Origin of the sequence: Frigoribacterium sp. PvP054, assembly GCF_040547465.1 — a bacterium.
GTDB lineage: Bacteria > Actinomycetota > Actinomycetes > Actinomycetales > Microbacteriaceae > Frigoribacterium.
On sequence record NZ_JBEPPU010000001.1, the window covers coordinates 25067 to 44113 of the forward strand.

16 protein-coding genes are annotated in these 19047 nt (G+C 72.6%); 1 reads left to right on the plus strand and 15 read right to left on the minus strand.

Features of this window, described 5'->3' with window-relative positions; genetic code table 11:
* The 10 genes from ABID81_RS00140 to ABID81_RS00185 all read right to left on the minus strand — a co-directional run bounded on the left by ABID81_RS00140 (position 1) and on the right by ABID81_RS00185 (position 10075).
* Entirely contained in the window at positions 1-1032 is a 1032-nt protein-coding gene (locus ABID81_RS00140; protein ID WP_354592838.1) for an AAA family ATPase, read from the minus strand.
* 56 nt (positions 1033-1088) lie between these two features.
* Positions 1089-1748, minus strand: coding sequence for a methionine ABC transporter permease (locus ABID81_RS00145; protein WP_354592839.1), 660 nt, complete (start codon positions 1746-1748; stop codon positions 1089-1091).
* A gap of 1 nt (position 1749) precedes the next feature.
* On the minus strand, positions 1750-2832 hold the full coding sequence (locus ABID81_RS00150; protein WP_354592840.1) for a methionine ABC transporter ATP-binding protein: 1083 nt from the start codon (positions 2830-2832) through the stop codon (positions 1750-1752).
* Positions 2833-2915: 83 nt separating this feature from the next.
* Positions 2916-3839 (minus strand): MetQ/NlpA family ABC transporter substrate-binding protein, encoded by a 924-nt coding sequence (locus tag ABID81_RS00155; RefSeq protein ID WP_354592841.1) that lies wholly within the window; start codon positions 3837-3839, stop codon positions 2916-2918.
* Positions 3840-4069: 230 nt separating this feature from the next.
* Entirely contained in the window at positions 4070-5218 is a 1149-nt protein-coding gene (gene ispG, locus ABID81_RS00160; RefSeq protein ID WP_354592842.1) for a flavodoxin-dependent (E)-4-hydroxy-3-methylbut-2-enyl-diphosphate synthase, read from the minus strand.
* Positions 5219-5363: 145 nt separating this feature from the next.
* On the minus strand, positions 5364-6695 hold the full coding sequence (locus tag ABID81_RS00165) for a M50 family metallopeptidase (protein WP_354592843.1): 1332 nt from the start codon (positions 6693-6695) through the stop codon (positions 5364-5366).
* Between the two features lie 83 nt (positions 6696-6778).
* A complete protein-coding gene (gene dxr, locus ABID81_RS00170) occupies positions 6779-7855 on the minus strand; it encodes a 1-deoxy-D-xylulose-5-phosphate reductoisomerase (protein ID WP_354592844.1) in 1077 nt (358 codons plus the stop codon).
* 39 nt (positions 7856-7894) lie between these two features.
* Complete coding sequence (locus ABID81_RS00175) at positions 7895-8911, minus strand: FKBP-type peptidyl-prolyl cis-trans isomerase (protein ID WP_354592845.1); 1017 nt, start codon at positions 8909-8911, stop codon at positions 7895-7897.
* A gap of 37 nt (positions 8912-8948) precedes the next feature.
* Positions 8949-9509: an FKBP-type peptidyl-prolyl cis-trans isomerase gene (locus ABID81_RS00180; RefSeq protein ID WP_354592846.1), complete on the minus strand. Its 561-nt coding sequence runs from the start codon at positions 9507-9509 to the stop codon at positions 8949-8951.
* Positions 9510-9583: 74 nt separating this feature from the next.
* Positions 9584-10075: an OsmC family protein gene (locus tag ABID81_RS00185; RefSeq protein ID WP_354592847.1), complete on the minus strand. Its 492-nt coding sequence runs from the start codon at positions 10073-10075 to the stop codon at positions 9584-9586.
* Between the two features lie 68 nt (positions 10076-10143).
* On the opposite strand from ABID81_RS00185, the gene ABID81_RS00190 reads away from it, so the two are divergent.
* Positions 10144-11160, plus strand: coding sequence for an asparaginase (locus ABID81_RS00190; RefSeq protein WP_354592848.1), 1017 nt, complete (start codon positions 10144-10146; stop codon positions 11158-11160).
* 11 nt (positions 11161-11171) lie between these two features.
* Here ABID81_RS00190 and ABID81_RS00195 read toward each other — a convergent pair whose 3' ends face one another.
* The 5 genes from ABID81_RS00195 to ABID81_RS00215 form a co-directional block, all read right to left on the minus strand.
* Positions 11172-11951, minus strand: a complete 780-nt coding sequence (locus ABID81_RS00195; RefSeq protein WP_354592849.1) for a hypothetical protein — start codon at positions 11949-11951, stop codon at positions 11172-11174.
* A 180-nt stretch (positions 11952-12131) separates the two neighbouring features.
* Entirely contained in the window at positions 12132-14198 is a 2067-nt protein-coding gene (locus ABID81_RS00200; RefSeq protein ID WP_354592850.1) for a zinc-ribbon domain-containing protein, read from the minus strand.
* Positions 14198-16612 (minus strand): transglutaminase TgpA family protein, encoded by a 2415-nt coding sequence (locus ABID81_RS00205; RefSeq protein WP_354592851.1) that lies wholly within the window; start codon positions 16610-16612, stop codon positions 14198-14200. Before ABID81_RS00205 ends, ABID81_RS00200 begins: the two co-directional genes overlap by 1 nt.
* Positions 16609-18072: a DUF58 domain-containing protein gene (locus tag ABID81_RS00210; protein ID WP_354592852.1), complete on the minus strand. Its 1464-nt coding sequence runs from the start codon at positions 18070-18072 to the stop codon at positions 16609-16611. Before ABID81_RS00210 ends, ABID81_RS00205 begins: the two co-directional genes overlap by 4 nt.
* Positions 18069-19040: an AAA family ATPase gene (locus tag ABID81_RS00215; RefSeq protein ID WP_354592853.1), complete on the minus strand. Its 972-nt coding sequence runs from the start codon at positions 19038-19040 to the stop codon at positions 18069-18071. The genes ABID81_RS00210 and ABID81_RS00215 overlap by 4 nt, the downstream gene beginning before the upstream one ends.
* Positions 19041-19047 lie beyond the last annotated feature (7 nt).

Consider the following 19047-nt stretch of genomic DNA (forward strand, 5'->3'; position numbering starts at 1 on the left):
TCAGGGAGTCTGGACGGCGCCGAAGACGGCGTCGATGATCGTCTCGGGTGCGACCTCGTCGGCGGTCGCCTCGTAGTTGAGGATCAAGCGGTGCCGCAGCACGGAGTGCCGCAGGTGCTTGACGTCTTCGGGGATGACGTAGTCGCGACCGTGCAGCAGGGCGAGGGCACGCGCCGCCTGCATGAAGGCGATGCTGGCCCGGGGGCTGGCGCCGAAGTCGACGTAGTCGGCGAGGGTCGCGGGGATGTACTGCTGCGGGTGCCGCGTGACGTAGATGAGCTGGACGATGTAGTTGACGATCGACGCGTCGACGTAGACGCGCTTGGCCAGGTCTTGAAGGTACACGACGTCGCCCAGGCCGACGCCCGTCGACGGCGCGGCGGCCTCGTCGTAGACGCCGCTCTCGATGCGGCGGATGATCTCGGCCTCTTCGGCCGGCGACGGGTAGTCGAGGATCTCTTTCAGCAGGAAGCGGTCGAGCTGCGCCTCGGGCAGTTGGTAGGTGCCCTCTTGCTCGATCGGGTTCTGCGTCGCGAGCACGAGGAAGGGTGAGGGGAGCTGGTAGACCGTGCCCCCGATCGTGGTCTGCCGCTCTTGCATCGCCTCGAGCATGGCGCTCTGCGTCTTGGCGCTCGACCGGTTGATCTCGTCGAGCAGGACGAAGTTCGAGTGGACCGGACCGAGCTGGGTCACGAAGGTCGACTTCTGGGCGTCGTAGATCTGGGTGCCCGTGATGTCGCTCGGCAACAGGTCGGGAGTGCACTGGATGCGCCGGAAGCTCGCGTCGATCGACTGCGCGATGGTCTGGGCGGCCGTCGTCTTCGCCAACCCGGGGACGCTCTCGAGCAGGACGTGCCCGCCCGTGATCAACGCGACCAGCAGGGTGTCGCGGAGGGCGGTCTGACCCACCACCTTGCGCGCGAAGGCCTGCGAGACCGACCCGACGATCTGCCGGGCCCGCTCGAGCTCGGCGGGCGTCACGGGGGCCGGAGCCGGCGGCGGGGTCTGGCTGGCGGTGGCGGTGTCGGTCACCCGCCCCACTGTAAACCAGTCCCCCGACAGCGCCGGCTCGGGCGCCCCCGACGCCGTCAGCGCCGCAACGCCCGCCGGGCGAGCCAGTTGCCGAGGAACTGCACGAGCTGCACCAGCACGATGATGAGCAGCACGGCCGCCCAGGTCACGACCGGGTCGAACTGCCGGTAACCGTAGAGCAGGGCGAAGTTGCCGAGGCCGCCGCCACCGATGTAGCCGGCCACCGCCGACATGTCGACCAGCGCGACGAAGATGAAGGTGTAGCCGAGCACGAGCGGGCCGAGCGCCTCGGGCAGCAGCACGGTGCCGACGATGCGAGCCGGGCCGGCACCGGCGGCTCGTGCGGCCTCGATGACGCCCGGCTGGACGGTCAGCAGGTTCTGCTCGACGATGCGCGAGATCGCGAACGACGCCGCGAGCGACAGGGTGAAGATGATCGCGGGATTGCCGCTGCCCGAGCCGATCACGAACCTCGCCAGCGGCTGGGCCGCGGCCAGGAAGATGATGAAGGGGATGGGTCGGAACACGTTGACGACGACGTTGAGCACGCCGTAGACGGCCCGGTTCGCGAACAGCGCGCCGCCCCGCGTCAGGTAGAGCGCCAGGCCGAGCACCAGCCCGCCGATGCCGCCGAAGAACAGTGTCAGGGCGACGATGTACACGGTCTCGACGGCCGCCTGCCAGAGCATCGGCTGCAGTTCGATCAGGGATTCCATGTCAGCGTCCCTCCGTCGTGGTCGTGGCGGTCGTCGTGGACCGGGTCGAGGCCGGGCTCGACCGGGGCAACTCGGTCGCGGTGGCGCCGAGCTCGGCGACGGCGGCCCGCACGGCCGCGGCGTCGCCCGTGACGGCGAGGGTCAGGGTGCCGAAGGTGCGCCCCTGGATGTCGTTGACTCCCCCGAAGACGATCTCGAACGACAGGCCGTGACGGGCCAGCAAGGCGAAGACGTCGCGCTGGTCGACGCCGCCCTCGGCGATGCGCACCGACACGAGCGTGCCCTCGTGCCGGGCCCGGAGCGCCTCCAGCTCGTCACCGTGGGGCGTGCCCGCGATGACCGTCGAGACGAACCGCTTCGTCGACGCCTGCTGCGGGTCGGAGAAGACCTCGAAGGTGGGGCCGGTCTCGACGACCCGACCGGTGTCCATGACCGCCACCCGGTCGGCGATCGACTTGATGACGTCCATCTCGTGGGTGATCACGACGATCGTGATGCCGAGCTCGGCGTTGACGCGCTTGAGCAGGGCCAGCACCTCGCTCGTCGTCTCGGGGTCGAGTGCGCTCGTGGCCTCGTCCGCGAGCAGGATGCGCGGGTTCGTGGCGAGGGCACGGGCGATGCCGACGCGCTGCTTCTGGCCGCCCGACAGCTGGTCGGGACGCGCGTGCGCCTTGTCGCCTAGGCCGACGAAGTGCAGCAGGTCGCTGATCCGTCGCTGGTGCTCGGCCTTCGGCACCCCGGCCGCCTTCAACGGGAACTCGACGTTGCCCCAGACGGTCTTCGACGAGAACAGGTTGAACTGCTGGAAGATCATGCCGATGCCGGCCCGCACGCCGCGCAGTTCGCGCTCGCGCAGCCCCGTGATCTCACGGCCGTCGATCTCGATGCGGCCGCTCGTCGTGGGCTCGAGGGCGTTGACGAGACGGACCAGGGTGCTCTTGCCGGCACCCGAGTAGCCGATGATGCCGAAGATCTCGCCCTCGGCGATCTCGAGGCTCACGCCGTCGACCGCGGTCAGCGGGGCGGCGCCCTTCTCTCGGGGCGGGTACGTCTTGACGACGTCGGTCAGGGTGATGGCGGGCACGCGTTCTCCTCGGCACGGGCGGAGGCCCGGACCACGTGCGTCGTCCTGCGCGCGGTCCGGGCCGGGGTGGGCGACCTGGTGGGTCAGCCGTTCTGTTCGACGAGCTTCTCGGTCTCGGTCAACGACTCCTCGAGGTCGCTCACGGGGATCTTCGTGATGATCGCCGTGCCGCCCGAGTTGTCGACGACGCCGTCGGTGACGGCCTTGGTGTCCTGGTAGATCCGGACGAGCTTCGCGTAGGTGGGGTCGTCCTTGTCCTCGGCGCGGGCGGCGAAGACGTTGGCGTAGGGCACCGAGGACGGGTCGTTCGGGTCGTCCTGGGCGATGACGTCGTCGGTGGACAGGCCGGCCTTGGTCGCGAAGTCGTTGTTGATGATGGCGCCGGCGTAGTCGGGCAGCGACGTGGCGGCGAGGTCGGCGCTCACCGTGGCGACCTCGACCTTCGACTTCGACTCGTCGACGTCGTTGACGCCCGAGAAGATCGTGCCGCCGTCCTTCAGCGAGACCAGGCCGTTCGACTGCAGGACGAGCAGGGCGCGGGCCAGGTTGCTCGAGTCGTCGGGGATGGCGATCGTGTCGCCCTGCCGGAAGTCGCTCAGCTTCGTGTACTTCGACGAGTACAGCGGCAGCGGGTAGATGGCCGTCGACCCGATCGGCACGATGTCGTTGCCCGAGGCCACGTCGTACTGCGCGAGGTAGACGATGTGCTGGAACTGGTTCAGGTCGATCTCGCCGTCGGCGAGGGCGGGGTTCGGCTGCTCGTAGTCCGAGTAGTCGACCAGGTCGACGGTGATGCCCTCGTCGGCCGCGGCCTGGACGAAGTCGGCCCAGTACGGGTCGCTCGCTCCGACGACGCCGATGCGGACGGTCTCGTCGTCGCCTCCGCCGCGGGTGACGCCGATGGCGATGCCGACGGCGGCGAGCACGACGACGACCGCGACGATGACGGCGATCAGTCGACCGGGGCCCTTCTTGGGGGCGTCGATCAGGGGAGCACTGCTGGTCATGGGTTCCTCTCGGGGCGCTGCGGGGGCACCGCTCGGTGGTGGGCCGAGGCTGTCGCGGTGCGTCGTCCATGCTGGCCGACGCCCCGGGCCGCGTCACATCGGCGCGTCACACGACGACACACGCCTCGACCGGCCCGGGGCACGGACGGGACCACGCGCAGGAGGCGCGGTGCGAGGGGTCTCGCACCGCGCCTCCTGAAGGGGTCGCGTCGCCGGCGTGGCGAGCCGGGTCAGACGGTGACGACCTCGGGCGAGCCGAGCTCGCCGGGGGGCATCTCGGCCGCGAGGCGGTTGGCCTCGTCGATGAGGGTCTGGACGATCTCGGACTCGGGCACGGTCTTGATGACCTCGCCCTTGACGAAGATCTGACCCTTGCCGTTGCCCGAGGCGACGCCGAGGTCGGCCTCGCGTGCCTCGCCGGGGCCGTTGACGACGCAGCCCATGACGGCGACGCGCAGCGGGACGGTCATGCCCTCGAGGCCGTCGGTGACGTCGTTCGCCAGCTTGTAGACGTCGACCTGGGCGCGTCCGCAGCTGGGGCAGCTGACGATCTCGAGCTTGCGCTCACGCAGGTTGAGCGACTGCAGGATCTGCAGGCCCACCTTGACCTCTTGGGCCGGAGGCGCGCTGAGGCTGACCCGGATCGTGTCGCCGATGCCCTCGCTCAGCAGGATGCCGAACGCCGTCGCCGACTTGATCGTGCCCTGGAACTCGGGACCGGCCTCGGTGACGCCGAGGTGCAGAGGCCAGTCGCCGCGCTCGGCGAGCTGACGGTAGGCCTTCACCATGACGATCGGGTCGTTGTGCTTGACCGAGATCTTGAAGTCGTGGAAGTCGTGCTCCTCGAAGAGCGAGGCCTCCCACACGGCGGACTCGACGAGCGCCTCGGGCGTGGCCTTGCCGTACTTCTGCAGGATGCTCGGCTCGAGCGAACCGGCGTTGACGCCGATGCGGATCGACACGCCCGCCGCCTTCGCCGCCGCGGCGATCTTGCCGACCTGGTCGTCGAACTTGCGGATGTTGCCCGGGTTCACCCGGACCGCCGCGCAGCCGGCGTCGATCGCCTGGTACACGTAGTTCGGCTGGAAGTGGATGTCGGCGATGACCGGGATCTGGCTCTTCTTCGCGATGATCGGAAGGGCCTCGGCGTCGTCACGGCTCGGCACGGCGACGCGCACGATGTCGCAGCCGCTGGCCGTGAGCTCGGCGATCTGCTGGAGGGTCGCGTTGATGTTGGGCGTCGGGGTCGTGGTCATCGACTGGACGCTGACGGGGGCGCCGCCACCCACGAGCACCTTGCCGACCTTGATCTGCCGCGTCTTGCGGCGCGGGGCGAGGACTTCGGGGACCTTCGGCATTCCGAGATTGACTGCTGGCACGGGTGCCATCGTAAACCTCGGCGCTGGACGGCGGGTGACCGACCGTCGACGCGCGGCCGACGGAAGGTGGCCGGCCGCCGACGGGCGGCCGACGGAAGGTGGCCCGCCGTCGACGGGCGGCCGCCGACGGGTGGCGGCGGCGGCTTCAGCCGAAGATGTCGATCGGGTTGACGATGTCCGCGTACGTGAGCAACACGGTCATGCCGCCCAGCAGGATGACGACGGCGAAGGTCACCGGGATGGCCTTGGCGGTGTCGACGGGCCCCGGGTCGGGTCGACGGAACAGCTTCGCGAAGCCGCGGCGGACGGCCTCGATCAACGCGCCGGCCACGTGGCCGCCGTCGAGCGGCATGAGGGGCACGAGGTTGAAGACGAAGAGCGCCACGTTGAGGCTCGCCAGCAGGCCGACGAGCGTGCTGATGCGGTCGACCACGGGGATGGTGTCGAGGCTCGCGATCTCGCCCGCCATGCGGCCGACGCCCACGACGCTGACCGGCCCGTTCGGGTCGCGCTCGGCACCACCGAAGGCCGCCTGCGCCACCCCGACGAGACGTTGCGGCAGGCTGACGATGACCCCGGCCACGTGGGCGACGTTGTCGCCGACGGCCGGCAGCACGGCCGTGACCGGCTGACGCACCTTCTCGTAGGCGAAGCCGATGCCGACGAAGCCGACCTCCTGCGTCTGCGAGCTGCCGTCGGGGTTCGTCGCGACGGCCCCGCTCGAGGTCGTCACGTACCGCTCGGACAGCGCCGGGGTCACCTGCAACGTGCGCTCCGTGCCGTCGCGGTCGACCACCACGTCGAGGGTCTCGCCGGGCGACCGCTGCAGGATGCCCGTGATCTGGTCGCCGTCGGTGACGGTCGTCCCGTCGATCGAGACGATCCGGTCGCCGTTCATCATGCCCGCGGCGTAGGCGGGAGCCTCGGCCGCGTCCGACGGGCAGCTCGTCTCGGTCGACCCGGCGGGCAGCACGCAGGTGCTGACGCTGCCGACGGTCGTGCTCGCCTGCTGCACCCCGAACCCGCAGAGCAGCACGGCGAACAGGGCGATCGCGATGAGCAGGTTCATGAACGGCCCGCCGAGCATGATGATCACCCGCTTGTGGACCGGCAGTCGGTAGAACGTCCGCGACTCGTCGCCCTCGTCCACCGTCTCGGCGCTGGCCGTGCGCGCGTCCTGCACGAGGGTGTTGAAGAAGCCGGTGCTCGACTGGCGCGCGCCTCCCCCGGTCTTGCCCGGAGGGAACATCCCCGACATCGAGATGTAGCCACCGAGCGGCAGCGCCTTGACCCCGTACTCGGTCTCGCCCTTCTTGCGCGAGAAGACGGTCGGCCCGAAGCCGATCATGTACTGGCCGACCTTCACGCCGAACTTCTTCGCCGGCACGAGGTGACCCACCTCGTGCAGGGCGATCGACACGGCCAATCCGACGACCAGGACCAGGACGCCGAGCACGAAGAGGAGGATCGTCTGCACCGGGCAAGGGTAGCCGCCCCTGGCCGGGCGTCCACCGCGCCGACGCCATGACGACGCTGGGAGCCCCGAACTGGGGCGGCGGCTCAGCGGGCCAGCAGCGAGTCCGCCTCGGCCCGTGCCCAGCGTTCGGCGTCGAGCACGCCCTCGAGGCTGCTCTCGCCCGGTGCGTGCCGGTCGACGACGGCGTCGACCACGTCGAGGATGTCGAGGTAGCCCACCCGGCCGGCGTGGAACGCCAGGACGGCCTGCTCGTTCGCCGCGTTGAAGACGGCCGGGTACGTGCCGCCGGCCCGCCCGACCTGCTTCGCGAGCCGGACGGCCGGGAACGCTTCGTCGTCGAGCGGCTCGAAGGTCCACGAGGAGGCGCGGGTCCAGTCGAGCGGGGCCCCCACGCCCTCGACGCGGTCCGGCCAGGCGAGCCCGAGCGAGATCGGCAGCCGCATGTCGGGCGGCGAGGCCTGCGCGATGGTCGAGCCGTCGACGAACTCGACCATCGAGTGGACGATCGACTGCGGGTGGACCGTGACGTCGATGTGGTCGTAGTCGACGTCGAAGAGGAGGTGCGCCTCGATGACCTCGAGCCCCTTGTTGACGAGGGTCGACGAGTTCGTCGTGACCACGAGGCCCATGTCCCAGGTCGGGTGCGCCAGGGCCTCACGCGGTGTGACGTCGGCGAGGGAGTCGCGGGTGCGGCCACGGAACGGACCACCCGACGCGGTCAGGACGAGTCGGCGCACCTCACGCGTGGTGCCCGACCGGAGGGCCTGGGCTATCGCGGAGTGCTCGGAGTCGACGGGCACGATCTGCCCGGGAGCGGCCCGCCGCTTCACGAGGTCGCCGCCCACGATGAGGCTCTCCTTGTTGGCCAGGGCGAGCGAGGCACCCGAGTCGAGGGCGGCGAGCGTCGGGGCCAGCCCGACCGACCCGGTGATGCCGTTCAGCACCACGTCGGCCCGGACGTCTCGCACGAGCTGGACCGACTCGTCCGTGCCGAGGGCGGTGTGCTCGACGCCGAACTCCGCCGCCTGCGCGGCCAGCCCGTCGCGGTCGGAACCGGCCGAGAGGCCGACGACCTCGAACAGGTCGGGGTGTGCCCGGACGACGTCGAGGGCCTGCACCCCGATCGAACCGGTGGAGCCGAGGATGGTGATGCGACGCATGTGGTCAGCCTAGGGCGACGGCGGTCGACCGGGCCGCGGTCAGGCCACGGCGAGGATGTCGATGACGAAGACCAGGGTGTCGCCGCCGCCGATGCCGGCCGACGGCTGGCCGGCGTCGCCGTACCCTTCGCTCGGCGGGATGATCACGACGACCTGCGAGCCCACCGTCTGACCGATCATGGCCTTCGCGAAGCCAGGCACGACCTGGTCCGTCGAGAACGGCGTGGGCGTGCCCTTGCCCCAGCTCTCGTCGAAGACCTCGCCCGTGGTCCAGTTGACGCCCTGGTACTGCACGGTCACGTTTGCCGGGTCGGGCACGACGGCGCCGTCGCCCTTCTTCAACACCTCGATCCGGAGGTCGGACGGCGGGTCGGTGCCGGCCGGGATCGTGACGGTCGGCTGACCGTCGTCGGCGAGCTCGACGGTCGGGAACCCGTCCGTCGGTGGCTGCGCCTCGCCGGTCGCCTTCGTCGGCACGATCGAGACGACGTCGGCCACGATCACGACGGGCGACGGCGCGGCGTCCTGCTCGGTGGCGGTGGCGGTCGTCATGTCGGCGGCCGAGGCGACGGTCACCGTGCGGCTGCCCGAGGCGACACAGGCGATCGCGTCGACGATGCCCGGCACGTAGTAGTCGGTGCTGACCGTCAGCTGCGTCGGCTGCTGCCCCTCGTCGAACCCGGCCGACGTCACCTCGGCCCCGGTCGCGGCGTCGTAGACCGCGATGCGGACGTTCGCGACCGAGCCCTGCTCGGCGACCTCTCCGCTGCCCTCGACGAGCGTGGTCCGCTGCGTCGAGGTGACCTCGAGCGGGGAGTCGAAGCTCACCTCGGGCTTGGAACCGACGTCGCCGGTGACGTCGACCGCATCGGACGACGCACCGGGATCGGGTGCCCGGCAGTCGCCGGACGCTCCGCTCGCCGAGGGCGCCGGCTCGTCGGGACCGCTGGTGGTGCAGCCGCCCAGCACGAGCGCGAGGACCGGCACGGCCACGAGGGCGACCCACCGACCCCGGCGGACGGATGCCGAGGGCACGGGAGGCGCGGTGCGCGTCATCGGGGGACGGTCTCGTCGGTCGACGTCGGCGGCCGGCTCAGGAGACGGCGAGGATGTCGATGACGAAGACGAGCGTGTCGGTGCCCGAGATGCCCGCCTGCGGGGCGCCGGACTCGCCGTAGCCGTCGGCCGGCGGGATGACCACGAGGGTCTGCGACCCGACGGTCTGGCCGACCATGCCGTCGGCGAAGCCCGTGATGACCTGGTCGGTCGAGAACGTCGCGGGCGCCCCGCGCGACCAGCTCTCGTCGAAGATCTCGCCGGTGTTCCAGATGACGCCCTGGTACTGGACGGTGACGGTGTCACCGGCCTGGACCGTCGCGCCGTCACCCTTGATGAGCGTCTCGACGCCCAGCTCGGTCGGTGCGTCGGCGTCGGGCACGGTCACCGTGGGACGGCCGTCGGCGTCGAGTTCGACGGTCGGGAACCCGGCCTGCGGGGCCTGGGGTTCGCCGCTCGCGCGCAGGGGGACGTCGGAGGTCGCCGACGCCGAGCTGCTCGGCGTCGAGGCGTCGGTCGAGCCGCCCGCGTCGCCGGCACAGGCGGCCAGGGACAGGAGGAGGGCGGGGACGGCCAGGAGGGCGAGGGAGCGGCGCATGGTGGTCTCTCGGTCGGGGTGGAGGGGGTCGTGCCGCAGGTGGCGGCGCGGCGGACGTGCCGTGCCATTGTGCCTCACGCCCGGTCGGCTTCTCTGGACGCCGCCACCACGGTGGGCTCGTGCCCGACGGGGAAGGCCACGGACGCCGCGATGAAGCACTTCTTGCTCGCCTCGGCGTGCAGCTCGAGGGCGCGCTCGACCATGCCCTCGTCGGCGACCGTCACGACGGGCCGGAGGGTCACGGACGTGAAGCGCCCGCCGCCGTCGTGCGTCTGGGTCATCCGTCCCACGGCCGCGTCCTCGTAGGCGACGACGACCACGCCGGCCGTGGCCGCGACGTGCAGGTAGCTGAGGAGGTGGCACTGTGCCAGCGCGGCCAGGAGCAGCTCTTCCGGGTTCCACCGGTCGGCGTCCCCGTGGAAGGTGCGGTCGGCCGAGGCCAGGACGTCGTGCCGCTTGCCCGTCGCGACGATGGTGGCGTCGCGTCCGTACGAGCGGTACGAGGTCGTGCCCTCGCCGCGGTCGCCCGTCCAGCGGACGTCGACGGAGTAGTCGTGGTCGAGCATGCTGCCTCCTCCTCGGGCCCGGGTGGGGGCGACGTGGTCGCCGGTCGGGCCTCGGTACACTCCCCATCATGACCGACCCCCGCCCCGCCACGACCACCCGTCACCCCCTCACCGCCTCGGGCAGCGTCGAGCTGGCCGTGCTCGAGCGCTCGGGCTGGGACGAGAGCCGACACCTCGGCGCGGGCGTCGTCGTGGACGCCGACGGTCGCGAGCTGAGGCGGGTCGGTGACGCCGACGCCACGATCTACCCGCGCTCGTGCCTCAAGCCGCTCCAGGCGCTCACGGTGCTGCGTTCGGGTGTCTCCCTCGACGGCCCCCAGGCCGTGCTCGCCACGGCGAGTCACGCCGGCACGCCGGCGCACCTCGAGGTCGTCGAGGCGCTGCTCGCCCGGTCCGGCAGCACCGAGGCCGACCTGCTCTGCCCGCCCGACTGGCCGGGTGACCGGGCCAGCGCGCGCCGGGCGACCGAGAAGCGACGCCTCGCCATGAACTGCTCGGGCAAGCACGCCTCGTTCCTGCTGGCCTGTGCCGAGAACGGGTGGGACCCGTCGAGCTACGTGGCGACCGACCACCCCCTGCAGGCCGCCGTCCGCGACACGGTCGCCGAGCTGACCGGCGAGACCGTGGACCACTCCGGGGTCGACGGGTGCGGTGCCCCGGTCATCGCGACCACGGTGGCCGGTCTCGCTCGGGCGGTGGCGCGGATGACGGGGTCGGTCCACGCGACGGGTTCCGAGCGTGACGACCACGCCGCGCACCTGGTCGAGGCCGTCCTCGGCGACGCCTGGGCGATCGACGGCCCGGGCCGGGCCAACACCGTGACCATCGACGAGCTGGGCGTCCTGGCGAAGCTCGGGGCCGAGGGCGTCATGGTGATGGGCACGACGGACGGCGTGGCCGTGGCGGTCAAGGTGCTCGACGGGAACGTGAGGGCCGGCACCCTGGTCGCCCTGCGCCTCCTGGTCGACGAGGGTGCCGTCGACGCGGCCGCGGCCGACCGCGTCGTCGAGCGCACGCTCGAGAAGGTCACCGGCGGCGACGGCCTCGTCGGTCGCATCCGTCTCGGCGGAGGTCTCGACCGCTAGACGCGACGTGCTCACGCGTCGAGCACCGACACGAACGCGACGCGGAGGCTCTGCCGGCAGGGCCGGCCGCCGGTGGAGGTGACCAGGGCCTCGCCGTCCGCCCCCACCAGCAGGACGGTGTCGGCCGATGCGGGCTCGTCCGTGGCGGGCCCGGCCGAGAGCGTCCGTGGTCCGACCAGGACGCACTCGACGGCCGCGGCGGCATCGGCGGGTGGTGCCCCCGCGGCTCGCAGCTGCCGGCGCAGACCCGACGCGACGGCCTCGGCCACGACGGGCGGACCGACGACCCGGACGGTCGTCGCGAGGGGCACGCACAGCGGTGCCTCGTCGAGGGTGGCGGCCTCGTCACGCAGCCGCTCGAGGCGGGCCACGACCGGATCGTCCGGATCGAGGTGGTCCTCGGGGCGTCCCACGAGCACGAGCCCGCTGGAGGCGCGACCCACCCCGAGCACCAGGGCCCGGGGCGCCCGCCGCGCGACGTCGTCCGACCGGACCCGTTCGGCCGTCGGATACCACGCGGCCAGCTCCCGCGACCGCGCCGCCCGCAGGCGTGCGACGGTCTCGTCGACCTCGTCCAGCGCGGCCTCGAACCGCCTCCGCTCGCGACGGGTCGTCAGCGTCGAACCGACGAGTCGGTCGGCCGCCCATCCCGAGACCACGGCGAGAGCCGTCGCCGCCGTCACGGCCGTCGTGCCCGCGGGCCCCGCCCCGAGGACGAGGCCGCAGACGGCGGCGGCGAGGGCGGCCGCCGTGACGCTGGCGACGGGGGCGGCGGTGGGGCGGGGACGCACCGGCGGGGGCGGCAAGCGGACGGGCGCGGGACCGACCGGCGACCTCGTCGCCTCGGGGGTTCTCGTCGCCGCAGGAGTTGTCATGGCCTCAGTGGACCGCGCCCGCGACGGCCCGTGACACGACACGCACGCCCCCTGGGGACGGCGGCCGTCTCGGACGGGACGGGGACGAGGCGTCGCTCAGACCACGACGAAGAACTGCTCGCCGATCTCGACCCTCGTGCCACGCGTCACCCGGACGCGCACACCGGGATCGGCGCGGCGCGGTGGCAGGTCTCGGGGCCGAACCACCGTGCCGTTGCCGGACCACCGGTCGCTGATCCACAGGGCGCCGGCCTCTTGACCGAACTCGAGGTGGGTCTTCGACACGGACTTCCCCGGATCGACGATGCGGACCAGTTGGTCGAACCGCTCACCCGGCTGAGGCGCCGGAGCGCGACCGACGAGCCCGGTGCCACCGATCGTGATGCTCTCGCCCGTGCTGAACTGCAGCACGAACTCGGACCCCAAGGGGCCGCGACGGACGATGCGCGTCTCGTCGACGTCGTCGTCGGTGGGCAGGTCGACGGGGGGACGACGAGGCCGCCACGACGGAGCGGACGACGACGTCGGAGCCGGCGGGAGGTCGGCGACGGCCGGTCGCGGCGTCACGGCGGGACGCTCGGCCCGGAATCCCGGGACGTGGTCGATCGGCTCGGGGGCGTGGCGAGCCGCGGGACGGTGGTGGGCACCACCCTGGCCGTCCGGAGCGCCCGGGGCCGGGTCACCCGTCGGAGGATCGGCGGAGGTCCGCCGATCGGCGGCCGCATGGTCGTCGTGGCGTTCGTCGGGGGCAGGCGTCGACGAGCGCGAACCCGTTCCGGGTTCGGAGACCGGGTCCGAGCCCGCGTCGTCGGCCGGGGCGGGACGGCGACGCTGGTCGGCGTCCTCGGCCGGACGCCACTCGGGAGGGAGAGGGGCGATCGGGCCGGTGAACGAGAGGGCGACCGACTGGACCACGGCCCCGCACTCGCCGCAGAAGATGTCGTCCTCGCCGATCGAGGCCCCGCACTGCGTGCAGCGTTCCGGCACGAACGCCGAACCCGGCTCGACGAGCGGTGCGGGCTCGACGAGGGGTGTCGGCGAGACGAGGGGGGCGGGTGCAGGACGGACGGCCTCGCCGGGCTCTGCGAGCTCGGCGGCATCGCCGGGCTCTGCACGCCCCACGGGTTCCGTGGGCTCTGCGCGCTCGGGGGCCGGGGCTGCCGGCGAGGTCGAACGGACGCGGGCGTCGAGGGCCGCGACCGGCGCGGTGTCACCGTCCTGCGGCGCGTCGATCGTCTGGTGCACGAGGCGAGGAGGCGCGGCTGCGGGGACGTCGGCCCCTTCGTCGGCGCGGGCGGCATCGTGAGCGACGCCGCCGGCGTCGGACGGGTCGCCCTCGCCGCGCTCGTGAGCCGCGACAGCCGCCGCGTCGGTCGACGTGCCGGTCGGGTCGTCGGACGGGGTCTCGCTCACGTTCTCGTCGTCGACCCGGTCGACGGACGCCCCGGGCTCGGCCTGTCCCGGGGCGGCGTCGCGGTCCTCGGCCGTCTCGCGCACGGGGTGGTCGTCGGACGCGACGGGGGTCAGCGACGCCGTCCAGAGCGGGGCCGAGGCGGGCCGCGGCCCGTTCTCGGAGTGTCGGGACGGTGACCGGAGGGGCGCACCGGCCTCGCTCGCCCGAGGAGCCGGAGGGCTCGACGGACGTGAGGTGGCCGTCGGCTCGACCCGCACCTCCTCGGCGAGGACCGAGGCGTCCGGAGTCGCCGGGGGCGTCCGCGCGACGACGGGATCGCCGACGGGCCACGCCGGGGGGTCGGGCACGGACGCAGGCCGGACGGCGGTGGGTGTGACGGCAGCGACCTCGTCGACCTCGTCGACCTCGACGCCGTCGGCCTCACCGGTGGCAGGCACCGGCGCGGCCGGCATCGGGCCGTCGGGCCGGGAGACCGGGGTGTCGGGTCCTGGGGTCGGGGGCACGGGGGCCGGTTCGGCCTGCCGATCGCGCACCCACCAGGGTGGTTCCGCCCCGTCGCCGCGACGAGGACGGGACGTCGCCCGCGACGGTTGGGGGACGTCGGCCGCGCTCGTCGCGTCGACCTGCTCGGCAGCCGCCTCGGCACGCCGACGGGCGGCGGCGAGGTCCGAGCTCGAGACCGCCCGACCGCACTCACCGCAGAACATCGCCCCGACGGGCAGGGGGCTGGCACAGGTGGGGCAGTACATCAGTTGTTCCTCTGGCGCTCGGGACGTGTGCGCCCATGGTAACCACGCAGCGATCGGAGCGAGACCGCCGCCGCGAACCGCTGGCGCCTGGTGAGCCCCACGCCGAGGGCCCGTCGCATCTCGGCGACGGCGGTCCAGACCCGATCGGCGTCGGCCTCGGCCGGTGCGTTCGGCGAGAACACGGCCCGGTCGGCGACCCTCGCGAGCACGGCCGGACGCGACCCTCCGACCACGGCGGCGACCTCGCTCCGCGTCGCCGAGGGCGGGGTGCGGATGCCGTGGTCGACGACGGCGTCCTGGAACTCGTGCCACCCACCGCTGATGCGGGCCGAGGGGCTCTGAGCGGTCCGGCGTCGCCGGCGCCTTCGGGCCTTGAGGGCGACGACGGTGACGAACGGGGCCGCGAGCAGTCCGGCGACGAGGGCGCTCCACCCGGCGACGCGGGCGATGAGCAGGACCGTCGCCAGCCAGGCCGGAGGGGTCTCGGGGTCGTCCTGCTCGGACTGGGGCGGGGTCTGGTCGTCCCGCACCTGCGGGTCTCGGGGTGGAGGCTGGACGACGGACTCGGGACGCGAGATCTGCGTGGGGTCCTGGACCTGGTCTTCGGGGATCGGCCGTTCGGCCGGGTTCGGGTCGAGGGTCACCCAACCGTACTGGGCGGTGTCGACCTCGATCCAGGCGGTGATGCTCGACCCGGTGACGTAGACGGGCCCACCCTCGACGGTGTCGCCGGCGTCGGCCCCGCCCTCGGCTGCGGTGGGCGCGAAGCCCATGACGACCCGAGCCGGGAAACCCAGCTGGTCGGCCATGAGGGCCGCCGCGGTCGCGTACTGTTCGGCGTCGCCGATCATGACGGGGTCGGTGAAGAGCTGCGCGATGCGGTCCGCCCCGTGCCCCGAACGACTGACGGGCTCGTCGGCCGAGACCCCGTGGCTCACGTAACCGTCCTCACGCAGCGCGGTCAGCGCGGCCTGCAGCCGCTCCCCCGGCTCTTGCAGGCCGGCGACGTCGTCTTCCAGCGACGACGCCAGTTCGTCCGGCACGTCGCGGGGCGTCGGCACCGTGGCCGTGCCCGGGGTGAGGCCGTCGAGCTCGTCGTCCCCCGGCTGGCGGGGCACGACGGCGTCCAAGCGGTACGAGTCGCCCTGCCGCAGTCCGCCGAGGACGACGGCCGAGCCGGTGACGTCGTTGTAGAAGAACCCGTCGCGTCGGGCGTCCGCCGTCGGTCCGTCGAACGTCACGGACTCGAGCTGCCCGACGGTGGGCACCCACAGGTCGTCGTAAGCCCCGACCGTGACCTCGACCGTGCTCCGCTCGCCCTCGACGGCCGACTGGTCGACGGCGGACGGGACGCGGGTGAAGAAGCCCGAGGCGCTGTCGACCTCGCCGCTGCCGACGCTGTAGACGACGCCGTCGTAGGTGTCGAGGGTGGCGAGGCGGAGACGCTCTCCGTCGCGCAGGCCGGTGACCCTGAGCAGCGTCCCGTCGACGGCGGGTTCTTGCTCGTAGGCCCGGAAGCCGCTCAGGGGGCTGACCCGGTCCCGGGGGTCGAACGGTTGCTCGACGACCGTGCGCGCGACCGTGCGAGACGTCGCCGGCGGCGCAGCCGAGACGGCGAGAGTCCCGCCGGCCCCCGCGACGGCCAACGTCGCGAGGGTCCCGACGACCGCCCGGACGACGACGGGGCGGTGGCCGGCCGGCGTGCCGGGGACACGGGCCGTCAGGGCGTCCAGGGCCAGGCGCCGTCGGCGGAGGCGCCACCAGACCACCCACGCGACCACCGTCACGAGCACGGCGAGACCCGTCACGCGGGGCCACCAGGCCTCGGCGGGGCCGAGCACGATCCCCGCGATCCAGACGACCACGGGGACGACGGCCGCGAGTTCACCGCGTCGGCTGCGGAGCGCCACCGACAGCCCGACGACGGTGCCGACCAGCACCAGCACGAGGACCGGTACGAGCAGGGCCTCGTAGCTGCCCACCGGCAACGCGATGGTGACCAGGCGCTTCCAGCCGAGGGCCGTCGCCGAGACGAGCGTGAGCAGTCCCCTGCCCGTGGGAAGCACTCCGGCCAGCGCCTGGGACGGCACGGCGAGGGGGACGCCCAGCACGAGGTACGCCACGAGCGTGGCCACGAGGACCCAGACGCTGGACAGCCTGAGGACGGCCGCGCCGAGGGCGATCGCGGCACCGACGACGAAGGCGACGAGCGTGAGGACGACGAAGGCGACGCTGCCGTAGACCGGCCAGAAGGTGGCGGTCGCGCTGCCGGTCGAGAGGGCGGACAACCCCACGGCGGTGGCCACGAACGGAGCCCGGAGGCGGGTCGGGCGGGTGCGGGCTCGGACGCGCGGAACGGGCGTCGCCGCAGCCGCGGCGGCCGCCGGACCGCGGCCGACGTCGTCGGGGCTCATGCGCCGGCCGTCCGGGCGAGCGACTTCTGGAGGTCCTCGAGGTAGCCGATGGTGAGCACCGTCAGGTCGGCGATGCGCCTCATGCCGGGCACCGTCTCGGGGTCGCACACGATCGCGACGGCCTCGACGCCCATCGGGAACTTCGTGGCCGCAGCGCGCATCTCGGTCACCGTCGTCGTCGACCCGACCACCAGGAAGGCCACCGAGATGCCCCCGATGCGGTCGCCGGCCACGCGGGCCACGTCCGTGATCGCGAGAGCCGACTCGGCCGTCGTCACGACGGCGAGCTCGTCGAGCAGCCTGTTGCGCGTGAGTGTGCTCAGGGTGCGGATCTCGAGGTTCTTGCGCTTGGCGAACTCGGGGGTCGTCTCACCCACGACGACGCTGACCTCGCGGGCGTCACGGATGGCCCGGGCTCCCAACGACCCCGCGACGCTCACCGCCAGCTCGAACTCGTCGTCGTTCGCGAAGTCCCCGCCCGCCAGGCTCAACGCGATGACGAGGTGGCTGCGGCGGCTCTCCTCGAACTGGCGGACCATGTAGGTGCCGGTCTTGGCGGTCGACCTCCAGTGGATGTTCCGACGCTCGTCGCCCGGCTGGTACTCGCGGAGGGCGTGGAAGGAGATGTCGCTCGGCGACAGGTCGCGCGTCGGGTTGCCCTCGAGGTCTCGGATGAGACCGGTGCTGGTGCTGGGAATGCCGATGGTGCGGGGGTGGACGAAGACCTCGGTCACGCCCGTCCATTCGATCTCCCGACGGGCGAGGCCCACCGGGTCGCCCCGGACCGTGCTCACGGGCCCGACGGCGACGACGCCCCGACGCGTCGTCGGCAGGTCGAACGATTCCGAGACCTCGTCACCGGCCCGGAGGCTCGGCAGGTCGATCTCGGCGAGCCCCGGGCCGACCGGCACCTCGACGGCCACGCCGAGGATGCGGCGTCCACCGGCGTTGCGGACCCGCACGCCGCCCGAGGCCGGGACGCCGACGGCCACCCGCTCGTGCGGGATCTCGAGCGTGATGCGGACCGCGTTGCGGCCGATCAGCGCGAGCCCGGCGACGACGAGCAGGACGACCATCGCGTAGCCGACCACCACGAACTCGGTCCAGCCGAGCAGGTAGCCGAGGAGCAGGGCGACGGGTGCGGCGGCCAGTGCCGTCCAGCCGAACGGCGTGACCACCGAGGAGGCGCTGGTGAAGGCACGACGCACGCTGCGGCGGGCACCCCGGGTCGCCCTCACCACGAGGACGAGCACGTCGGCCCCGACACCCGTGCGGTCGCCCACGATGCGGGTCCGCGCGTTCGTCAGGCCCTGCGTGCCGGTCGAGAACGCCGAGTCGAACCGGTGCTCGACGCCACGCGAGCCTCCTCGTGGTCGCGTGCGACCCGTCCTCCCGGCGTCCGTGGTCGCACCCGGCGCGGACCGGGTGGCCGGGCCGGCACCCCGGGGATGCTCGCTCACACGGCTACCCGTTCGGCGGGCGGCGCCGTCTCGATCAACAGCTGACTGACGACGCTGGAAGGGGTGACGCCGTCGAACTCGGCTTCGGGGTCGAGAACGAGACGGTGTGCGAGCACGGGTTCGGCCAGGGACTTCACGTCGTCGGGGATGACGTAGTGTCGCCCGAGCGACGCGGCGTAGGTCTTCGCCGTGCGGACGAGGGCCAGGGCCCCGCGGACGCTCACGCCGAGTCGGACCTCCTGGGCGGTCCTCGTCCCGTCGACGAGTCGGGCGACGTAGTCGCTGATGGTCGGCTCGACGTGCACCGTCCGTGCCAGCTGGGCCATCTCGGTGATGACCCCCGCCTGGACGATCGGGTTGAGGCTGCCCTCGTGGACCCGCGTGGCGGAACCCTCGAGGATGCGCACCGTCGCCGCGTGGTCGGGGTAGCCGATCGACGTCTTCATGATGAAACGGTCGAGCTGAGCCTCGGGCAGACGGTAGGTGCCGGCCTGCTCGACCGGGTTCTGCGTCGCGATGACCATGAACGGCGAACCCACGGGGTGGCTGACGCCGTCGACGGTCACCCTGCCCTCTTCCATGACCTCGAGCAGGGCCGACTGCGTCTTGGGGCTGGCACGGTTGATCTCGTCGGCGAGCACGATGTTGGAGAAGATCGGGCCCCGGTGGAACTCGAACTCGCCGGCTTTCTGGTCGTAGATGCTCACGCCCGTGATGTCACCGGGCAGCAGGTCGGGCGTGAACTGGACCCGGTTGCTCGTGCCCTGGACGCTCTGGGCGATCGCCCGGGCGAGCGAGGTCTTGCCCGTCCCCGGGAAGTCCTCGAGCAGGAGGTGCCCCTCGCTCAGCAGCGCCGTGAACGACAGGCGGACGACGAAGGTCTTGCCCAGCAGCACCTGGTCGACGTTCGCCACCAGGCGTCCGAAGATGTCGGAGAACCAGGTGGCCTGCTCGGGGGTCATGCTCATCGTGTGC

Coding starts and splice junctions, on each gene's coding strand:
- ABID81_RS00175 (WP_354592845.1), bottom strand. CDS start 8,911: ATGACGCGCACCGCGCCTCCCGTGCCCTCGGCATCCGTCCGCCGGGGT.
- ABID81_RS00180 (WP_354592846.1), bottom strand. CDS start 9,509: ATGCGCCGCTCCCTCGCCCTCCTGGCCGTCCCCGCCCTCCTCCTGTCC.
- ABID81_RS00205 (WP_354592851.1), bottom strand. CDS start 16,612: ATGAGCCCCGACGACGTCGGCCGCGGTCCGGCGGCCGCCGCGGCTGCG.
- ABID81_RS00190 (WP_354592848.1), top strand. CDS start 10,144: ATGACCGACCCCCGCCCCGCCACGACCACCCGTCACCCCCTCACCGCC.
- dxr (WP_354592844.1), bottom strand. CDS start 7,855: ATGCGTCGCATCACCATCCTCGGCTCCACCGGTTCGATCGGGGTGCAG.
- ABID81_RS00155 (WP_354592841.1), bottom strand. CDS start 3,839: ATGACCAGCAGTGCTCCCCTGATCGACGCCCCCAAGAAGGGCCCCGGT.
- ABID81_RS00200 (WP_354592850.1), bottom strand. CDS start 14,198: ATGTACTGCCCCACCTGTGCCAGCCCCCTGCCCGTCGGGGCGATGTTC.
- ABID81_RS00215 (WP_354592853.1), bottom strand. CDS start 19,040: ATGAGCATGACCCCCGAGCAGGCCACCTGGTTCTCCGACATCTTCGGA.
- ABID81_RS00185 (WP_354592847.1), bottom strand. CDS start 10,075: ATGCTCGACCACGACTACTCCGTCGACGTCCGCTGGACGGGCGACCGC.
- ABID81_RS00145 (WP_354592839.1), bottom strand. CDS start 1,748: ATGGAATCCCTGATCGAACTGCAGCCGATGCTCTGGCAGGCGGCCGTC.